The organism is uncultured Adlercreutzia sp., from assembly GCA_910585575.1.
Taxonomy (GTDB): Bacteria; Actinomycetota; Coriobacteriia; order Coriobacteriales; family Eggerthellaceae; genus Adlercreutzia.
The window spans coordinates 2666-18417 of record CAJUFS010000052.1 but is presented as its reverse complement, the minus strand read 5'-3'; the positions used below and the strand labels follow the sequence as shown (position 1 = coordinate 18417).

Sequence of the window (15752 nt, the reverse complement as noted above, 5' to 3'; positions counted from 1 at the left end):
ATGCCCTCGCGCAAAGCCACGCCCACCACCTTGTCGAAGGCGTTGTGGCGGCCCAGATCCTCGCAGCAGCAGACAATGGCCCCGCCCAGGATCAGATAGCAGCTGTGGGTACCCGTTGTGGCCCGGTGGAGCGGGGCGTCTTCGGCGAAGGCCCGAGCCGCGCTGAACACCCATTCTCCCTTCCAGGGAATGGGTGTCACCGGATGCAGGGGCTCATCGGAGGTGAAGTATGCATTGTAGACGCGGTTCCCCGTGCAGCAGGAGGGCACCGTCTCCACGCCGCGGCGCGAGAAATCGCCCCGGGCGCAGGACAGCAGCACCGAGGCCCGGGTTCCCTGCTCGCACAGGTACACGTCCTCAATATCCTCCACGCCGTCGATGATACCCTCGGTGAACAGGCGGCCAACCACCAAGTCGACCAGATGATCGGGGGTGCACACGACGCGCAGGGTGGGCACCGTGTTCACGATGACCTCCATGGCATGCTCTACCAGCACGGCGCGCTCGACCGCCTCCGACGATCCGTCGGCGGCGAGCAGCCGACCATTGCAGGGCCTGGCCGCCTCTTCTTCCCGATAGCGGTCGACGACGTTCATCGGTTACTTCTCCTGCTTCTTGCGATAGATGAACCAGTAGGCCAGGCCGACCAGAAGGCCGCCGACGATATTGCCCGCCGTGGCCAGAACCAAGTTGTAGACGATGCCGCCGACCGTGATGGCGCCGGCAGCTCCGAAGCCGCCCAGATTCAGCACCAGGCCCATGGGCAGGAAGAACATGTTGGCCACGCAGTGCTCGAAGCCGCAAGCGACGAAAGCGGAGATGGGAAGCAGAATGCCGAGCACCTTGTCGGCCACCGTCTTGCCGGCAAAGCCAATCCACACGGCCAGGCACACGAGGATGTTGCACATGATCCCCTTGAAGAACAGCGTCGCCGGATCGAGGGCCACCTTGGCCGCCGCCACCGACACGAAGGCCTCGCCCACAGCGCCCCCGTTCATGCCCTGCAAGTTCGTCATATAGATGATGAACAGGGCCAGAAGCGATCCGGCCAAGTTGCCGAGCCAGACGATACCCCAGTTGCGCAGCACACCGCCCCAGGAAATCTTGCCCGAGGCCTTGGCGCAGATCAGAAGCACGTTGCCCGTAAACAGCTCGGCTCCGCAGCACAGCACCAGGGCCAGCCCCAGGCAGAAGCAGATGCCACCCACCATGCGCTGGGCGGCGAAGGGCATCGTAGGATCGCCCAAAAACGTGCAGAAGTACATGCCGCCGAAGGCGATGAAGGCACCGGCCAGCATGGCGGATACGAAACACTTGACGCCGGGCATAGACGCCTTGGTCACGCCCACGTTCTCGGCTTTGGCCTCGGTGGCCGCCGGCGCCAGCGCGTCGGGGCTGATGGCCGCCAAATCTTCTTTCACAATAGACATCGAATCATTCCTTTCTGGTTAGCCGACGAAGGGGTAGCCCGAAAAATCGGCCCCGTCGACCAGGGTTTGGTAAAGATGGTCCACAGCCTCCAGAACCTGCGGATGCACCGGCCCGAAGAACTCGGTGGCCGCCGGCTGGATGCCGAGGAAGGTGACGTCGTCGCACATCGCCTCCAGCTCGGAGAGCAGGTAGGTGATGGGCAGCGTGTGGGTGGTTATGAGGGATTGAGTGGCTACGTGCTCGCCGCCGAGGCGCCGGATGGCGCCGGGCTCAAGGCCCATGGCCGCCGCGTCCACCAGAAGCAACCGTCGCGGAGCGAGGCGGCGCAGGTACCCGAGCTCGTTTTCAGGAGTCTGGCCTCCGTCCACCGCCGACCAGCCCTCGATCGGGTGATCTTCCAGCTTCTTGGCCAAAAGCGGGCCTGCCGCATCGTCGCCCCGCAACACGCTTCCAACGCAGAAGACAACGCAGCCGCCGCGCTCGGACTCCTCGGCCGCAGCCAAGATGTCTGCCGCGCTTCGCTCTAGCATGTGACCCTCCTTCCCATGGCGTAGACGGCCGGCTCGCACTGGATCTCCTCCAGAAGGCGCAGGAACTCCGCAAGCCAGCTGGGAGCGTCGGCGGCCGTGACGGCACCCGCGACGCCCTCCCCCGCCGAGGCCTCGTCGGCCGCCGACATGCCCAGCTGCTCGAGAGTCGCCAGCACGCCGGGCTTCACGGCGCCCACGTGCTCCCGCTTCAGCTCGATCTCGCCGAAGCGCTCGATGCCGGCCAGTTTCTCATAGGCATCGCCCGGCCCCAGAAGGCCCAGCACATCGGCGAAGACCTCGCGCGAGGTGGCCAGGCGCGGCTTGAGGCAGTCGATGACGCCGGTATGGTGCCCGATGGCGAGCGTGTAGTACAGCACCGACTGCACCTCCTCGGGAATAGAGCGCTCGTTATCCACGAACTTCTGACCCAGGCGGTAGAACACCACTTCCTGGGCCGTGCGGCCGTCGGTGGTGTGCCGCGCCGCCTCTCGTGCCACCCCCGGACGAGTCGTCTCCTGCCGCGCCATCGCTGTTACTCCTCCACGATCTTGCTCATGAGCAGAGCCTTCAAATCCATGAACACAGCTCGCTTTCGCGTGTCAGTTTCGGCCGCTATCAGACGATCGGCAGCTCCCAGAGCATCCTCTTTATCTTTGACAAGGGCCATCATAAACTCGTCTACGATTTGCTTGCCGTAGTAGTAGCCGCTCATCAACCGCGCCTCGTGCTCGAAGGCCGTGCGCACCTTGTAGGGAATGGCGGGAAACGCCAAGGGTGCCTGCTCGTCGGCCGGAGCCGCATGATGGATCGCATGCAGCTTCTGGTCGAGCAACCCCAGCGTCAAGGCGAAGCCGTAGATGGTGGCCTGGGGCGAAGGCGGGCACCCCGGCACGTACACGTCCACCGGCAAAATAGGATCAGTACCGCCCCACACGCAGTAGTTATCGTGGAAGATACCGCCCGTGCAGCCGCATGCGCCGTAAGACATGACGATCTTCGGGTCGGGGGCGGCGTGGTAGGCTCGTAGAGCCGGCTCGCGCATGGCCCTGGTCATAGCGCCGGTATACAGCAGCACGTCGGCATGGCGGGGCGAGGGCACCACCTTGATACCGAAGCGCTCGGCGTCGAATACCGCCGTGATGGTGGAGAAGATTTCTATCTCGCAGCCGTTGCAGCCGCCGCAGTCAATGCGGTACACGTACACCGAACGCTTGATTGACTGAAGCAGCTTTTGCTTGGCCTCGGCCACCTTCGCATCCAGCACAATCGGGTCGGGTTTCCACTGTAGTGCCGACGGCACCTCATGATCGAACATTATGCGCACCCCCCTTCGCGAGGCTGCTTCTGAAACGCCCGGGCATCATCGGTGCGACGACAGTCCAGGCAGAGATCTACTTTCTCGATATCGGCCGCCGCCGCGCCACCCACCCGTGCCAGAACGCGCCGGGCGTAGTCGACTTCCTTGGCCACGGCATAGGGCTTGCCGCAGCGAGCACAGCGCGCCACCTCGTAGGAGCACGATTCCCGCAGGTCGTCCTTGCACTTCACTGCCAGCTCGAACTCGCGAGTTAGCTCAATGGCGAACAGCGGGCACACCTCCTGGCACCGACCGCAGAAGATACAGCGACCGTAGCTGATATCCCACGTCAGATGCGACTGGTCGGCATCGAGCTCCATGGTGATGGCGTTGGCCGGGCAGGCGATGGCGCAGGCGCCGCAGGCGATGCACAGCTTCTCGTTGTGCTCCGGCTTGCCGCGGAAACCCTCGGGCATCTCGTAGGGCGCGAACGGATAGCCGATGGTGGCATCGCCCGCACGGCCGATTTCCCTGAACAGCTTCAACATGGCCTACCACCCCTTTCCGGAAAGCGGCGAATGGGTGCGGCGGCGGCAGTAGCCCTCCAGCTGATCCTTGGTCAGGACCGTCTCGGCCTTCTTTTTGACATCCACCACGGTCACGCGATCGGTGCAGGAATAGCACGGATCCATGGAGCCCACGATGATGGCCGCGTCGGCCACCGTGTTGCCGCGGAACATATAGCGCAGGATCGGCCAGTTCGAATACGTGGCCGCCTTGGCGCGCCAGCGGTAGCACTTCTGGTTGTCGCCCACCATGGCCCAGTGCATGTCCTCGCCGCGCGGCGCCTCGGTGTAGCCGAGCGCGTACTTGTGCGGCGTGTACTGCCAGTCTTCCGTGCGAATGGGCCCCCCGGGAGCGCCATCGAGCATCTGCTCGATCATGGTCAGCGAATCCATGAACTCTTCGACGCGCACGAGGGTGCGGCTCTGCACATCGCAGCCGTCATGGCTGCGGGCCGTAAGGCCGGTCAGGTACTTGTAGCCGTCGAAGGGGTGGTCGAAACGCACATCGCGGGCAATGCCGCTGCCGCGCACGCACGGGCCCACGGGGCTGTAGTCGCGGGCCACCGACGGGTCAAGACGCCCGACGCCGGCAGTGCGGCTCTCGAAGTTCGCCGTCGAAACGAGCATGTCCACCAAGGCCTCGACCTCGTTGCGCAGCTCGCGCACGTACTTGACGGTGGCCATCTTCTGCTCGTCCAAGATATCGCGGCGCACGCCGCCGATGAGGTTCAGGCCGTAGGTCTTGCGGGCGCCAGTGAGGAGCACCGCCAGATCCATGGTCTTCTCGCGCACGCGGAAGAAGTGCTGGAAGCCCGTGTCGAAGCCGCAGTAGTGGCACACGAGACCCAGGTTCAGCAAATGCGAGTGCAAGCGCTCCACCTCGAGCAAGATAGCTCGGATGTACTGGGCGCGAACCGGCACTTCGATGCCCTGGGCGTGCTCCACGGCTTCGGCGTAGGCCACAGAATGGGCGTTGCCGCAAATGCCGCAGATGCGGTCGGCCAGAAACGTGACGGCGTCGTAGTCCAAACGGCTCTCGGCCACCTTCTCCATGCCGCGGTGCACGTAGAACAGCCGGTAGTCGGCATCGATGATCTCCTCGCCCTCCACGAACAGGCGGAAATGGCCCGGCTCGTCGGAGGTGATGTGCAAAGGCCCCATGGGCACCTGGGTGGTCTCCTCGGCGTTGCCCTCGTAGAGGAACGAGTAGTTCTCCACATCGCACGCCGGCGCCGGGCGCTTGCGGTAGTCCATCGAGTCCTTCCGCAAGGGGTACAGATTCGCCGGCCAATCATCAGGCAGCACCAGGCGCCGCTCGTCGGGCAGGCCCACGGCACGCAGGCCGAACATGTCGAAGGCCTCTCGCTCGGACCACACGCAGGCAGGCACTCGAGGCGTCACCGAGGGGTATTCCATGGAATGCGGGTCGATTTCGACGCGCACGGTGACGAAGCCGGGATCGTCCTCCTCCATGGACAGCAGATAGTACAGCGCGTAGCAGCCTTTGAGGGGGCGCTCGTCGTTGGCCACCATGTTAGGCAGCCAGCCGCCCCGCCCGTAGTAAAGGAACTCCACCACGTCGGGAAGCATATCGGTGGGAACGGTAATGGTCACTTGGTCCTCGGCCTGCCATGCGGCATCGAGCACCGAGCCTGGGAAGGTGTCCCGCACGGCCTGCACATGGCTCTCGCAGCGGCGCAGCGCCGTATTCTTTTTCGCGGTCATTACTCGACCACCTCCTCGACCTCTTCCTGAACGGCCAGCGCCGCCATCGCCTCGTCGAACAAGCTGCCGTTGACGGGGTTCTCGGACTCATAATTCAACACGATGGCGCTGGCTTCCTCGATAGAGCCCGCCAAGGGCCCGGGCAGCGCTACGCCGAGCAGCACCACGAGCGCCAGCAGCACCACCTCGGGCACCAGGGCCAGCGGCGACACGTCGCCGCGCTTCACGCCCTCGGGCGCCCGGCCCAAAGCCGATCCGGTGATCATGTGCACGAGCGCCATAATGACCACCACGAGCGCGACCAGCACCAACGCCACCGCCCACCAGCACCGGGCCGCCACGCCAGCAAGGATCATGAACATCTCGCTCACGAACATGGCGAAGGGCGGGAAGCCGGCCAGGGCCAGGCACCCGAGGATGAACAGCACGCCCGTAACGGGGGCCACCGACACGATGCCCTTGATCTTCGAAAGGTCACGGGTGTGGTACTTCATCATCACATTGCCGGACAGGCAGAACATGAAGGCCTTGGTCAGGCCATGGGCCACGCAGTGCACAAGCCCCGCAATGATGCCGAGCGGGCCGCCGATGCCGAAGCACACGGCGATGAGGCCCACGTTCTCGCACGAGCTGTAGGCCAACTTGCGCTTGAGGTCGTTCTGCTTGTACACCTCGAAGGCCGCATAGCCCACCGACAGCACGCCGAGGATCATCATGATAGTTTGGGGGAACGAATCGCCTACGTTGGCCGCGGCCAGAATATAGAATCGCAGCACAATGAGGATCGCGCACTTCAGCAGCACGCCGGACAGCAGACCCGATACCGGGCTCGGCGCCTCGGAGTGGGCGTCGGGCAGCCACGTGTGCATGGGGAACAGGCCCGCCTTGGTGCCGAAGCCGATCGCGGCGAACACGAACGCTATCATCATGAGAGAGTGGTCCATCAGCGGCGCGTTCGGCAGAATGGCCGTCCAGAACACCGCCTGATGGGGATCGGCCATGATGTCGGCGGCGTTCGCGTACACCAGCAGCGTGCCGAACAGGCCGAAGGCCACGCCGGCCGTGCACACGATCACGTACTTCCAGGCAGCCTCCAGGGCCAGCTTGGTGCGATACACGCCCACCAAAAACACCGTGGACAAGGTAGTGGCCTCGACCGATACCCACATCATAATGATGTTGTTCGAGGTAACCGCCAGGATCATCGAGAACACGAACAGGCTGAAGAACACGTAGTACTGCTTGACCTGCGAGGGCCCCAGCTTGCCGTCGGCCACATCATGGGCCACATAGGGCAGCGAGTACAACCCCGTGCACGGCGCGATAACAGCAATCAGGGCCAGGAACAGCGCGCTCAGGCCATCGAGATGGAACCATTCGCCCACCGAGAAAATATCGCTGCCGGAAAACACCGCCACGACCAGCGACAGACCCGCCACGGCCACCCCGGCCAGAGAGACCAGGTGAATGACCTCGTACACGGCCCGCGGCACCGTCTTGCTGGGCAGCACGGCCATCAGCAGGGCCGCTGCCACCGGGCACCCGAGAAGTATAAGAAGCAACATTGAATAATCCATGGCTTATCCCTTCAGCTCGCAAAGGTCGTCGGCATCAAGGGTGTGCGCGTAGTGCGCCATGCGCCACACGAGCACGGCCAGAATGATCACCGCGAAAATGGCATCTGTGGCCACGCCGATCTCCACCAGCTCGGGAGCCTGCGGGGCCAGGAGCGCCAGCGTCACGTGAGAGCCGTTCTCCATCAGGCAGTACCCGAAGATCTGCTTGAAGATGGAGCGCTGGATGACGATGCAGGTAAGGCCGATGAAGAAGTGGGCCAAGGACACGGCCAGCGTGGGCTTCACCGCAGCGGCCGTGGGCAGATCGATGCCCGACACCGCCACGAAGCACACGAACACTTCGACGGCTACCAGGGCCACCGACTTCATGGGGTTCAGCTTCGGCGGCAAATCCACCTTGGCATCGCCGCCCAGCTTCTTCAAGGTGAACAGCAAAATAGCCGGCACGAGGATAACCTTGGTGGCGAAGGCCGTCGCGCCCCACGTGAAGAGCTCGGCCGATCCCGTGACAGCGCCCAGCGACAGCAGCACGCCCACCAGCACCAGCGACTGCAGCGAGTACAGACACGCCGCCGCCTTGCCGGTGCGGGCCAGCACCACCGTCATCGAGGTGATGATCAGGCACGCTCCCAGCACGTTTACCAGAGAGTAATCGAACATACGCGTCCCCTCCTAAATTCCGATGACGAGGAACACGAGGGAAAGCGAGGCAATTCCCACGACGAACCAGGTGTAGCGGCCCAGCAGCTTATAACGCACGCGCATCACGGAGTTCTCAATGACCGAGGTCACCAGGAACACTGCCAGCACCTTCACCACGTAGGCGACGAAACCGAACAGCACATCCAACGGAGCCAGCGTGGACGCCGCACCGAAGGGCAGGAAAATGGCCACGAATAAGCTGGCCACCACCAACTGCTTGACTGAGACGCCCAGCTTCAGCATAGCCAGCGACGGCCCGGAGTAGGCGGCCAGCGGGCCTTCCTGAATCTCCTGCTCGGCCTCGGCCAAATCGAAGGGGAGCTTGCCCATCTCGATGTAGCAGGCCATGGCGCAGGCCACGCCCGCCACCACCACAGCCACCAGGGGATAGGCCGTCAGCGTAGCCACGGCGCTAGCCATCAGGCCCACATTGGTCGACCCGGCCGCCAGGGCCATCACGAACAGCACGAGGATGAGCGACGGCTCAACGAGCACGCCCACCAGCAACTCGCGTACACCGCCGATGGCCGTGTAGGACCCGGCCGAATCGATGGACGCCAAGCTGAACATAAAGCGCGGCAGGGCCATCAGGTACAGAATGGTAATGATGTCGCCCAGCAGCGGCACCGGGCAGACCAGCGTAACCAGCGGCAAGCCGGCAGCAACCAGAATGAACGAGCCCAAAAATACCGGTGGCATCAAGCGCGACACCAGCCCGCTTCCCCCTTCGCGCACCTCGCAGCGCTTCCACAGCTTCGCCAGGTCGTAGTAGTCCTGCAAAATGCCGGGGCCTTTGCGGGCGTGCATCTTAGCCCGAATGGTTCGGGCGATACCCGAGATCAACGGCGCCAAAGCAACCAGAAGGACAGCCTGCAGCAATGCGATAACAAAAGACATGGCATCCTCCTATCGAATGAGAATAATAAGCGCCAGGAAGAACACGAGCGCGCCGACAATGTAGACGATGTAGGTGCGGAAATCGCCGCTCTCCAACCGCCCGAACCAGGTGCCGATATCGGCCACCAGGGCCAGCACCGACTCGGACAGGGCCGGCGCCTTGGACGAGGCCGGAGCGATGCCCTTCGTGCGATCGCGATCGAAGCGCGAGACCGCTTCGGAGTGCGGCTTGGAAACCGCGGCTTCGCCTTGGGGCGCCAGGGCGTTGCCCACGAAGCGGGCCACCATCTGCCCCAGGCGGTTCACCCCGTAGCGCAGACGATAGAGCGGGCCCATGAAATTCTTAACATTGGCACCCACCGTCGAGGCCAGCGTCTCCATGCTTACGTCGGCCTGATAACCGCAGGCCCACGTAGCCGGATCCTCCTTCATGCCGGCACGACGGTTGGCACCGTTGCGTACCAGTGCGCATAGCCCGATGACCGCTGCCATAAGCACGGCCATCACCAGCGGGGACACCACCGACACCGTATCGAGCGATACGAGCGTCGCCCCGTCGGCCACCGGCATGGCCGGCGCGACCAGCATCGAGGCGGCAACGCCCTCGATAACCGGGGCCACCCACGCCGCGCCCAGACCCAGGGCCACGCATACCACCGTCAGAATGACCATGGCCGCGCGCATGGGCATGGGCACTTCGCGAGCCTGCTCGGCCGCCCTTGAACGCGGACGAGCCAAGAACGTGACGCCGAAGGCCTTCACGAAGCAGGTAACCGCCAGCGCGCCGGTAATGGCCAGGGCCACCACGGCGAACGCGAACACGATACGCAGGAAGATGTCGCCCTCCATGGCCGCACCGATCAGGCCCTGATAGGTGAACCACTCGGACACGAAGCCGTTGAGCGGCGGAATGGCAGAAATAGCCAGTGACCCCACCAGGAAGCATACGGCCGTCCAGGGCATGAGCCGCGCCAAGCCACCCAGCACCTCCATGTTGCGCGTGCCCGTGGCATGCAGCACGCTGCCGGCGCCCAAGAACAGCAGGCCCTTGAACATGGCGTGGTTCACCACGTGGTACAAGCCGGCCAGCAAGCCGATGGCGGCCAGCCACGGCAGCCCGGCGGCCCAGCCCACGATACCCGTGCCCACGCCCAGCAAGATAATGCCGATATTCTCTACCGAGTGGTAGGCCAACAGACTCTTCAGATCGTGCTCGCCCAGGGCGTACACCACGCCCATCACCGACGACACCGCGCCGATGACTACCACCAGCACACCCCAGCTTACCTCACCGCCGGTTACGCCCAGCAAGTCGAAGCATACCTTGCAAATGCCGAAGATGCCGATCTTGATCATGCCACCGGACATGAGCGCACTCACATTGGAAGGCGCGGCCGGATGGGCCTGGGGCAGCCAGGAATGAAAGGGCACCATGCCGGCCTTCGCGCCGAAGCCGAAGAAGGCCAGCACGAACGCCACCGTAGCCAGACCCGGCGCAAAGGCCGTGGTGCGGAATGCCTGGAACTCCAGGGAGCCGGCGGCGCTGGCCATAACGAAGAACGAGATGGCGATCATCAGAAAACCGATATGGGCCATGATGAGGTACAAAAAGCCGCCGCGCAGCGACTTCTCGGTCTGATCGATGATGACCAGTACGTAGGAAGTCAGCGACATCAGCTCGAAGAACACGAGGAACCAGAACGCGTTGTCGGCCAGAATGACCAGGTTCATAGAGGCAATGAACAGGTTCATGAAGAGCCCGATCACGCCGATACCCTTGTCGTAGTATTCGTCGAAGTACGACAGGCCGTAGAGCCACGCTGCGAAGGCCAGTGCCGCAATGACGGCAATGAGCAGGCCTGCCAGCGGGTTGAGCAGAAGCGTGAAGTTCGTAAACGGCATCGGCCCCGCCCAGCTGGCATACACCGCCGGCATGAACAGCGCGCTGACGCCGCCGGCGAAACTGAGGGCCGCCGAGGCCATGCCGCCCACGCAGGCCAGCGTCTTGGTCGCTGCGTGGGCCTTGCTGCAGATCAGCGACAGCACGCCCGTCGCGCAGGAAAGCCCCAGCGAGAGCAGAATAAGTTCTAGCATTTAGGACCTCCCTAGATTTGTCGAGCGGCCCATCATGATCTGATTGGCCGCCACTGCCGCCTGCATCTTGTCCTTGCGAATGCCCGTCAAGGTGGTGGCATCGCGTACGTACAGCGCATCGGTCGGACAGGCCGCTACGCAGTGAGGACCCCCTTCGGGGTCATAAGTTGAGCACAGATCGCACTTGACAGCGCAGGTGTACACGCCGATGTCCCAGGCCAGCAGAGGCGAGGTGCCCCGCGGCTGGATCGGCGTTGGATAGGACGTGCCTGCCACGCCCGCCGTAGAGGTGCCCGAGGGATGGATGGCGCCGAAGGGGCACACAATCGCGCACATTTTGCAGCCGATGCACGTCTGCTCGTTCACGATGATGGCCTCGTCGGTGCGCGTGATGGCATCCACCGGGCACACGGCCAAGCAGGGGGCGCCCTCGCACTGGTGGCAGGTAACGGCCGCCGTCACCTCGGGGGTGAAGGCCATGGCCAGACGGGGCTCCGCCTGCAGCCCGGCCATCCGATGGCCGTGGCTGCAGGCGGCAAGACACGTTCCGCATCCGATACATCTCTCCGGCTCTATGGCGATGAAGGTATTCATCTTGATCCTTTCGGAATCGATACCGGAATAGGAAGCTTAGACCGCCGCGACCTCACTAGCGGGGGCGACGTTCTGGGGCGCCGCTTCGTTGGCCAGGCGCTCCTTCAGCGAGGTGTACAGCGACTGCATATGGCGCTCAGCCCATACCTGGTCGTCGATGGAATGCACCTCGCAGGCGGAGTACTTGTCCTCCGGCGTGCCGGACAGCGGGTCGGTCACGTGCATGGTCAGATCGTTGCACTTGCCGATCCACCACTGGTAGGTCATGTACACCGCGCCCTTGTTGATGCGCTCATCCAGACAAGCGCGGGTGATCACCTTGCCGCGGCGCGAGCTCACCCACACCAGATCCTCGTCGCGAATGTTGCGCGCCTGGGCATCGGCAGGATTGAGGTGCACGTAGCCCGGCTCATCGGCCAGCATCGAGAGCACCTTGCAGTTGCCGGTCATAGAGCGGCAGGAATAGTGGCCCACCTCGCGCACGGTGCACAGCACCAGCGGATAGGCGTCGTCGGGCAGTTCCGTGGGCTCCACGAAATCGTGGGCCATGAGGATCGCCTTCTTGTCAGCGGTGTTGAACTGGCCGTTCTGATACAGCGTCGGCGTGCCGGGGCATTCCAGCGTTGGGATGGGCCACTGGGCGTGGCCCGTGCCCTCCATCTTCTCGTAGGTGGCGCCATAGAAGTTCGGGCACAGCGAGCGCATCTCGTCCCAAATTTCCTTGGTGTCCTCGTAGTGCATGGGATAGCCCATGCGGGTGGACAGCTCGCTGAAGATCTGCCAATCGTGCTTGCACTCGCCCTTCGGCGGCACCGCGGCGGTGAAGCGCTGGAAGGTGCGGTCAGAGGCAGAGAACACACCGTCGTGCTCGCCCCAGGAGGTGCCGGGGAACACCACGTCGGCCAGAGCGGTGGTCTGAGTCATGAAGATGTCCTGGCTGATGAGCAGTTCCAGATTCTCCAGGGTCTCCTTCATGTCAGCGGAATCCGGCTCGGTCTGCAGCGGATCCTCGCCGAAGTTGTAGAAGGCCTTGATCTTGCCCTCCTTCACGCCATGGGGCAGATCGGTCAGCTTGAAGCCGGGCTCGGCGGGCAGCTTGCCCTCAGGCAGGCCCCAGGCCTTTTCGAACTTGGCGCGGGCCTCGGGGTTCTCCACCTTCTGATAGCCGGGAAGCAGGCTCGGCCACATGCCCATGTCGCAGGAGCCCTGCACGTTGTTCTGGCCGCGCACTGGGGCCAGACCCGCGTTGTCACGGCCGATCTGGTTACTGATGCAGGCGATGGCGGCAATGGTGTGCACCACTTTTACGCCCTGGCGCTGCTGAGTCACGCCCATGCCCCAGCCAATGATGGAGTTGGGAGAAGTGGCGTACATGCGGGCCGCCTTGCGAATATCCTCCGGATCGCAGCCGCAGATGTCGGCCACCGACTCAGGCGTGTAGTTCTTGATGGTCTCCCACCACTCGTCGAAGCCCGTGGTGTGGGCATCGATGAAGGCACGGTCGTGCATGTTCTCGGACACGATCACGTTGGCGAAGGCGTTCATGAAGGCCAGGTTGCAGCCGTTCTTGATCTGGATATACAGATCGGCGATACGAGCGGTCTCGATGGATCGCGGATCCACTACGATGATCTTCGCGCCCTTCTCCTTCGCCTTCACAATGCGACGCGCCACAATGGGGTGCGAGGCGGAGGGATTGTAGCCGAACAGCATGATGAGGTCGGCGTTCTCCATGTTGGGGACGGAAACCGACATGGCGCCGGAACCCACCGTGTCCATAAGGCCGATAACGCTGGGGCCGTGGCAGGTGCGGGCGCAGTTGTCGATGTTGTTCGTGCCCACGCAGGCGCGGGTGAACTTCTGCATGACGTAGTTGGCCTCGTTGCCCGGGCCGCGAGAGGAGCCGGTGAGCATAATGGCATCGGGGCCGTACTTCTCCTTAATGGCGGTCAGCTTCTTCGCCGTGAAGTCCAGGGCCTCGTCCCAGGTCACGCGCTCCAACTCGCCGCCCTTCTCGCGACGGATCATGGGATGCAGGATACGCGGGGTTAGGATCTTCGTATCGTTGATGAAGTCGAAGCCCGACAGGCCCTTCAGGCACAGCTCGCCTTCATTGGTCACACCGTCGATACCCTCGGCGCCGATGACCATGCCGTCGTCCACGATGAGATTGAGCTTGCAACCGGCACCGCAGTACGGGCAGACGGCCATGTGCTTTTCCATAGTCTGTTCCTCTCTTCCCTAGTTCAAATCCATGTTGAGCGGCACACTGGAGAATGCGCCCGAGGCCACGGCAGCCTTCATGCGGCGCTTGCGCTGACGGTCGGCCAGCTCCTCCTCATCGACCACCATCAGACCGCCCGTGGGGCAGGCCTCCACGCAGGCCGGGCCTCCGTCGCGGTCGTAGCACAGGTCGCACTTGACGAGCGACGCCTTCGGCGCGCCCTCCAGTGTCAAGTTGCCCAACGAGGCGGCGCTCTCCTGGGGCACCACTTCGACAGCGCCGTAGGGGCAGGCCAACACGCAGCTACGACAACCAATGCAGCGCTCCTGCTTCACTGCCACGCGACCTCCGTCAAAGTACAGGGCGCCTTCGGGGCACGAGGCGACGCAGGGGGCATCGGCGCAGTGGTGGCACACGATAGGCGCCGAGATGGTCAAGGTGGTAACAAGATTCAAACGCGGTTTCGGAACATCCCCGGGCACGCTGTGCTTGAGCAAGCAGCCCGCCATGCAGGTCTGGCAACCAATGCACAGACCAGGGTCGGCAATGACAAATTTAGAGCCCATGTAATCCTCCTACAAACTCTCCTCGGTTTCGGCCTTACGGCCTCCCTTACCGTCGGGACCTCGCCCGGTGCGCGCCCAACAGCGGCCGACGTCCCGGAAACGCCGCCACGTAGGCAGACCCCCTATCAGCACGCAGAACCCCTGCGGTAAGCCTAAAAATACGTGGAAGATACAAAGAAGGCGGCAGCCAGTGCCTTTCGAAGATGTCACGGCCGTTATACGCTCTGCGTTTCGGTTCGTAAAGAGTGATTTTTACGGTTTCTCGAACTCGAAACATAAAACAATCACTTCAAGCAATTTCTTAAATGTATTACAATTGCACTACATTGTTTTTTATTTACCAGGCATTTCTTTTTTAACTAGCTAGCATAATCGTCTTTTTAGCCCAATAATCGCCCCCTGTTCCCCCTGAAAAAAATTTTCGAGGAGGCCCCATGAGCAAGCAAGCGACCTTGCAAATTCGTATCGACGAAACCTTGAAAGAGACTGCGGAGCACCTGTTTTCCTCCCTCGGTCTCTCCGTGTCCGAGGCCGTTCGCCTCTTCATCGCCCAAAGCGTCAACGAGCGTCGACTCCCCTTTACGCCCCACCTCAGCAAAAGCGAAGGCGAAACCTCGTCCTTCGGCAAGCTGCGCCATTACGCCAACCCACATCTTTCCGGCGACGAACGTGCCGCCTGGATCAAGGAGCAGGGAAGCCGCCGTCCGCGAATCTCGTCGTTCGCAGACGGCTCCTCGAGCTGTTCGCCCGTCATCGTGGACGAAACAGTCCTATTGCACTACCTGCTTGACGACGATACCCGCGCTTCGGCCAAGGCTTACCGCATTGTTGCCTCCGGCACGGCTCAGGCCTACCCGGAAACCATCGCCCGCACGGCTCGTCTTCTGGAAGAGAACTACCACGTACCTCGATCGTTGCTGGGCACCGTTATCGAGCTGCTGGCCGACGACGTATCCCTCGAAGACGGCGCCGCGGTGCGCCTGGCCGCGCGGCTCTACGCCGGCAATCGCCTTAGCTTCACCGACAGCCTCACCGCCGCCCGCAACGTGCTGACCGGCTACGCCATAGAAACCTTCAACCCCGCCCTCAAGCGTCTCGTGAAATAAAAAATCCCCGCACCCAAAAGAGTACGGGGATCATCGATAGCAAGACTCGCGAGGAAGCCGGTAAACCCTTACAGAATACGCAGGCTTACTTCCTTCAGCTGGCGGCCGGTGACGGCGCTGGGCGCGCCCGTCATGGGGTCGGAGGCGCTGGAGGTCTTCGGGAAGGCGATGACGTCGCGGATGGAGTCCTTGCCGGCCAGCAGCATGACCAAGCGGTCGAGGCCCAGGGCAATGCCGCCGTGGGGCGGAGCGCCCAGCTCGAGGGCGCGGATGAGGTGGCCGAACTTCTCGTCGATCTGCTCGTCGGTGAGGCCCACCACGCGCAGGATGCGGCGCTGCTCCTCGGCGTTGTGGATACGGATGGTGCCGCCACCCACCTCGAAGCCGTCCATGACCAGGTCATAGGAGTAGCTGCCGCAGGCCAAGGGATCGCTCTCGATCTT

The 15752-nt window shown here is 63.1% G+C and carries 16 protein-coding genes; 1 reads left to right on the top strand and 15 read right to left on the bottom strand.

Annotation, left to right across the window (positions count from 1 at the left end):
* The 14 genes from QZ307_RS07920 to QZ307_RS07855 all read right to left on the bottom strand — a co-directional run.
* On the bottom strand, positions 1 to 596 hold a 596-nt coding region (locus tag QZ307_RS07920), incomplete at its 3' end, for a formate dehydrogenase accessory sulfurtransferase FdhD (RefSeq protein ID WP_295998296.1).
* Between the two features lie 3 nt (positions 597 to 599).
* Positions 600 to 1430 carry a formate/nitrite transporter family protein gene (locus QZ307_RS07915; protein WP_295998293.1) on the bottom strand — a complete coding sequence of 277 codons (831 nt, stop codon included), beginning with the start codon at positions 1428 to 1430 and terminating at the stop codon, positions 600 to 602.
* An 18-nt stretch (positions 1431 to 1448) separates the two neighbouring features.
* Positions 1449 to 1961 (bottom strand): hydrogenase maturation peptidase HycI, encoded by a 513-nt coding sequence (gene hycI, locus QZ307_RS07910; protein WP_295998290.1) that lies wholly within the window; start codon positions 1959 to 1961, stop codon positions 1449 to 1451.
* Positions 1955 to 2488 carry a formate hydrogenlyase maturation HycH family protein gene (locus tag QZ307_RS07905; RefSeq protein WP_295998288.1) on the bottom strand — a complete coding sequence of 178 codons (534 nt, stop codon included), beginning with the start codon at positions 2486 to 2488 and terminating at the stop codon, positions 1955 to 1957. Before QZ307_RS07905 ends, hycI begins: the two co-directional genes overlap by 7 nt.
* Before the next feature lie 5 nt (positions 2489 to 2493).
* A complete protein-coding gene (locus QZ307_RS07900; protein ID WP_295998284.1) occupies positions 2494 to 3276 on the bottom strand; it encodes an NADH-quinone oxidoreductase subunit B family protein in 783 nt (260 codons plus the stop codon).
* Complete coding sequence (locus QZ307_RS07895; protein WP_295998281.1) at positions 3276 to 3806, bottom strand: formate hydrogenlyase complex iron-sulfur subunit; 531 nt, start codon at positions 3804 to 3806, stop codon at positions 3276 to 3278. The genes QZ307_RS07900 and QZ307_RS07895 overlap by 1 nt, the downstream gene beginning before the upstream one ends.
* Positions 3807 to 3809: 3 nt before the next feature.
* Positions 3810 to 5549 carry a hydrogenase large subunit gene (locus QZ307_RS07890; protein ID WP_295998279.1) on the bottom strand — a complete coding sequence of 580 codons (1740 nt, stop codon included), beginning with the start codon at positions 5547 to 5549 and terminating at the stop codon, positions 3810 to 3812.
* Positions 5549 to 7126 (bottom strand): hydrogenase 4 subunit F, encoded by a 1578-nt coding sequence (locus tag QZ307_RS07885; protein WP_295998276.1) that lies wholly within the window; start codon positions 7124 to 7126, stop codon positions 5549 to 5551. The genes QZ307_RS07890 and QZ307_RS07885 overlap by 1 nt, the downstream gene beginning before the upstream one ends.
* Before the next feature lie 3 nt (positions 7127 to 7129).
* Positions 7130 to 7786, bottom strand: a complete 657-nt coding sequence (hyfE, locus tag QZ307_RS07880) for a hydrogenase 4 membrane subunit (protein WP_295998273.1) — start codon at positions 7784 to 7786, stop codon at positions 7130 to 7132.
* Positions 7787 to 7798: 12 nt separating this feature from the next.
* Positions 7799 to 8725, bottom strand: a complete 927-nt coding sequence (locus QZ307_RS07875; RefSeq protein WP_295998270.1) for an NADH-quinone oxidoreductase subunit H — start codon at positions 8723 to 8725, stop codon at positions 7799 to 7801.
* 9 nt (positions 8726 to 8734) lie between these two features.
* Entirely contained in the window at positions 8735 to 10819 is a 2085-nt protein-coding gene (gene hyfB / locus QZ307_RS07870) for a hydrogenase 4 subunit B (protein WP_295998267.1), read from the bottom strand.
* The gene (locus QZ307_RS07865) at positions 10820 to 11413 is read right to left on the bottom strand and encodes a 4Fe-4S dicluster domain-containing protein (protein ID WP_295998265.1); all 594 of its coding nucleotides are present in this window, start codon (positions 11411 to 11413) and stop codon (positions 10820 to 10822) included.
* A 36-nt stretch (positions 11414 to 11449) separates the two neighbouring features.
* On the bottom strand, positions 11450 to 13636 hold the full coding sequence (fdhF, locus tag QZ307_RS07860; protein ID WP_295998262.1) for a formate dehydrogenase subunit alpha: 2187 nt from the start codon (positions 13634 to 13636) through the stop codon (positions 11450 to 11452).
* 18 nt (positions 13637 to 13654) lie between these two features.
* Positions 13655 to 14203, bottom strand: a complete 549-nt coding sequence (locus QZ307_RS07855; RefSeq protein ID WP_295998260.1) for a 4Fe-4S dicluster domain-containing protein — start codon at positions 14201 to 14203, stop codon at positions 13655 to 13657.
* 434 nt (positions 14204 to 14637) lie between these two features.
* Here QZ307_RS07855 and QZ307_RS07850 point away from each other — a divergent pair, with 434 nt between their 5' ends.
* Positions 14638 to 15309, top strand: coding sequence for a type II toxin-antitoxin system RelB/DinJ family antitoxin (locus tag QZ307_RS07850; protein WP_295998257.1), 672 nt, complete (start codon positions 14638 to 14640; stop codon positions 15307 to 15309).
* 68 nt (positions 15310 to 15377) lie between these two features.
* Here QZ307_RS07850 and QZ307_RS07845 read toward each other — a convergent pair.
* A partial coding sequence (locus QZ307_RS07845) for an amino acid--tRNA ligase-related protein (RefSeq protein ID WP_295998254.1) occupies positions 15378 to 15752 on the bottom strand: 375 nt, incomplete at its 5' end.

Excerpts from the sequence above, each read along its gene's own strand:
- QZ307_RS07915 (WP_295998293.1), bottom strand. The coding sequence starts at position 1,430 with ATGTCTATTGTGAAAGAAGATTTGGCGGCCATCAGCCCCGACGCGCTG.
- hycI (WP_295998290.1), bottom strand. The coding sequence starts at position 1,961 with ATGCTAGAGCGAAGCGCGGCAGACATCTTGGCTGCGGCCGAGGAGTCC.
- QZ307_RS07905 (WP_295998288.1), bottom strand. The coding sequence starts at position 2,488 with ATGGCGCGGCAGGAGACGACTCGTCCGGGGGTGGCACGAGAGGCGGCG.
- QZ307_RS07900 (WP_295998284.1), bottom strand. The coding sequence starts at position 3,276 with ATGTTCGATCATGAGGTGCCGTCGGCACTACAGTGGAAACCCGACCCG.
- QZ307_RS07895 (WP_295998281.1), bottom strand. The coding sequence starts at position 3,806 with ATGTTGAAGCTGTTCAGGGAAATCGGCCGTGCGGGCGATGCCACCATC.
- QZ307_RS07890 (WP_295998279.1), bottom strand. The coding sequence starts at position 5,549 with ATGACCGCGAAAAAGAATACGGCGCTGCGCCGCTGCGAGAGCCATGTG.
- QZ307_RS07885 (WP_295998276.1), bottom strand. The coding sequence starts at position 7,126 with ATGGATTATTCAATGTTGCTTCTTATACTTCTCGGGTGCCCGGTGGCA.
- hyfE (WP_295998273.1), bottom strand. The coding sequence starts at position 7,786 with ATGTTCGATTACTCTCTGGTAAACGTGCTGGGAGCGTGCCTGATCATC.
- QZ307_RS07875 (WP_295998270.1), bottom strand. The coding sequence starts at position 8,725 with ATGTCTTTTGTTATCGCATTGCTGCAGGCTGTCCTTCTGGTTGCTTTG.
- hyfB (WP_295998267.1), bottom strand. The coding sequence starts at position 10,819 with ATGCTAGAACTTATTCTGCTCTCGCTGGGGCTTTCCTGCGCGACGGGC.
- QZ307_RS07865 (WP_295998265.1), bottom strand. The coding sequence starts at position 11,413 with ATGAATACCTTCATCGCCATAGAGCCGGAGAGATGTATCGGATGCGGA.
- fdhF (WP_295998262.1), bottom strand. The coding sequence starts at position 13,636 with ATGGAAAAGCACATGGCCGTCTGCCCGTACTGCGGTGCCGGTTGCAAG.
- QZ307_RS07855 (WP_295998260.1), bottom strand. The coding sequence starts at position 14,203 with ATGGGCTCTAAATTTGTCATTGCCGACCCTGGTCTGTGCATTGGTTGC.
- QZ307_RS07850 (WP_295998257.1), top strand. The coding sequence starts at position 14,638 with ATGAGCAAGCAAGCGACCTTGCAAATTCGTATCGACGAAACCTTGAAA.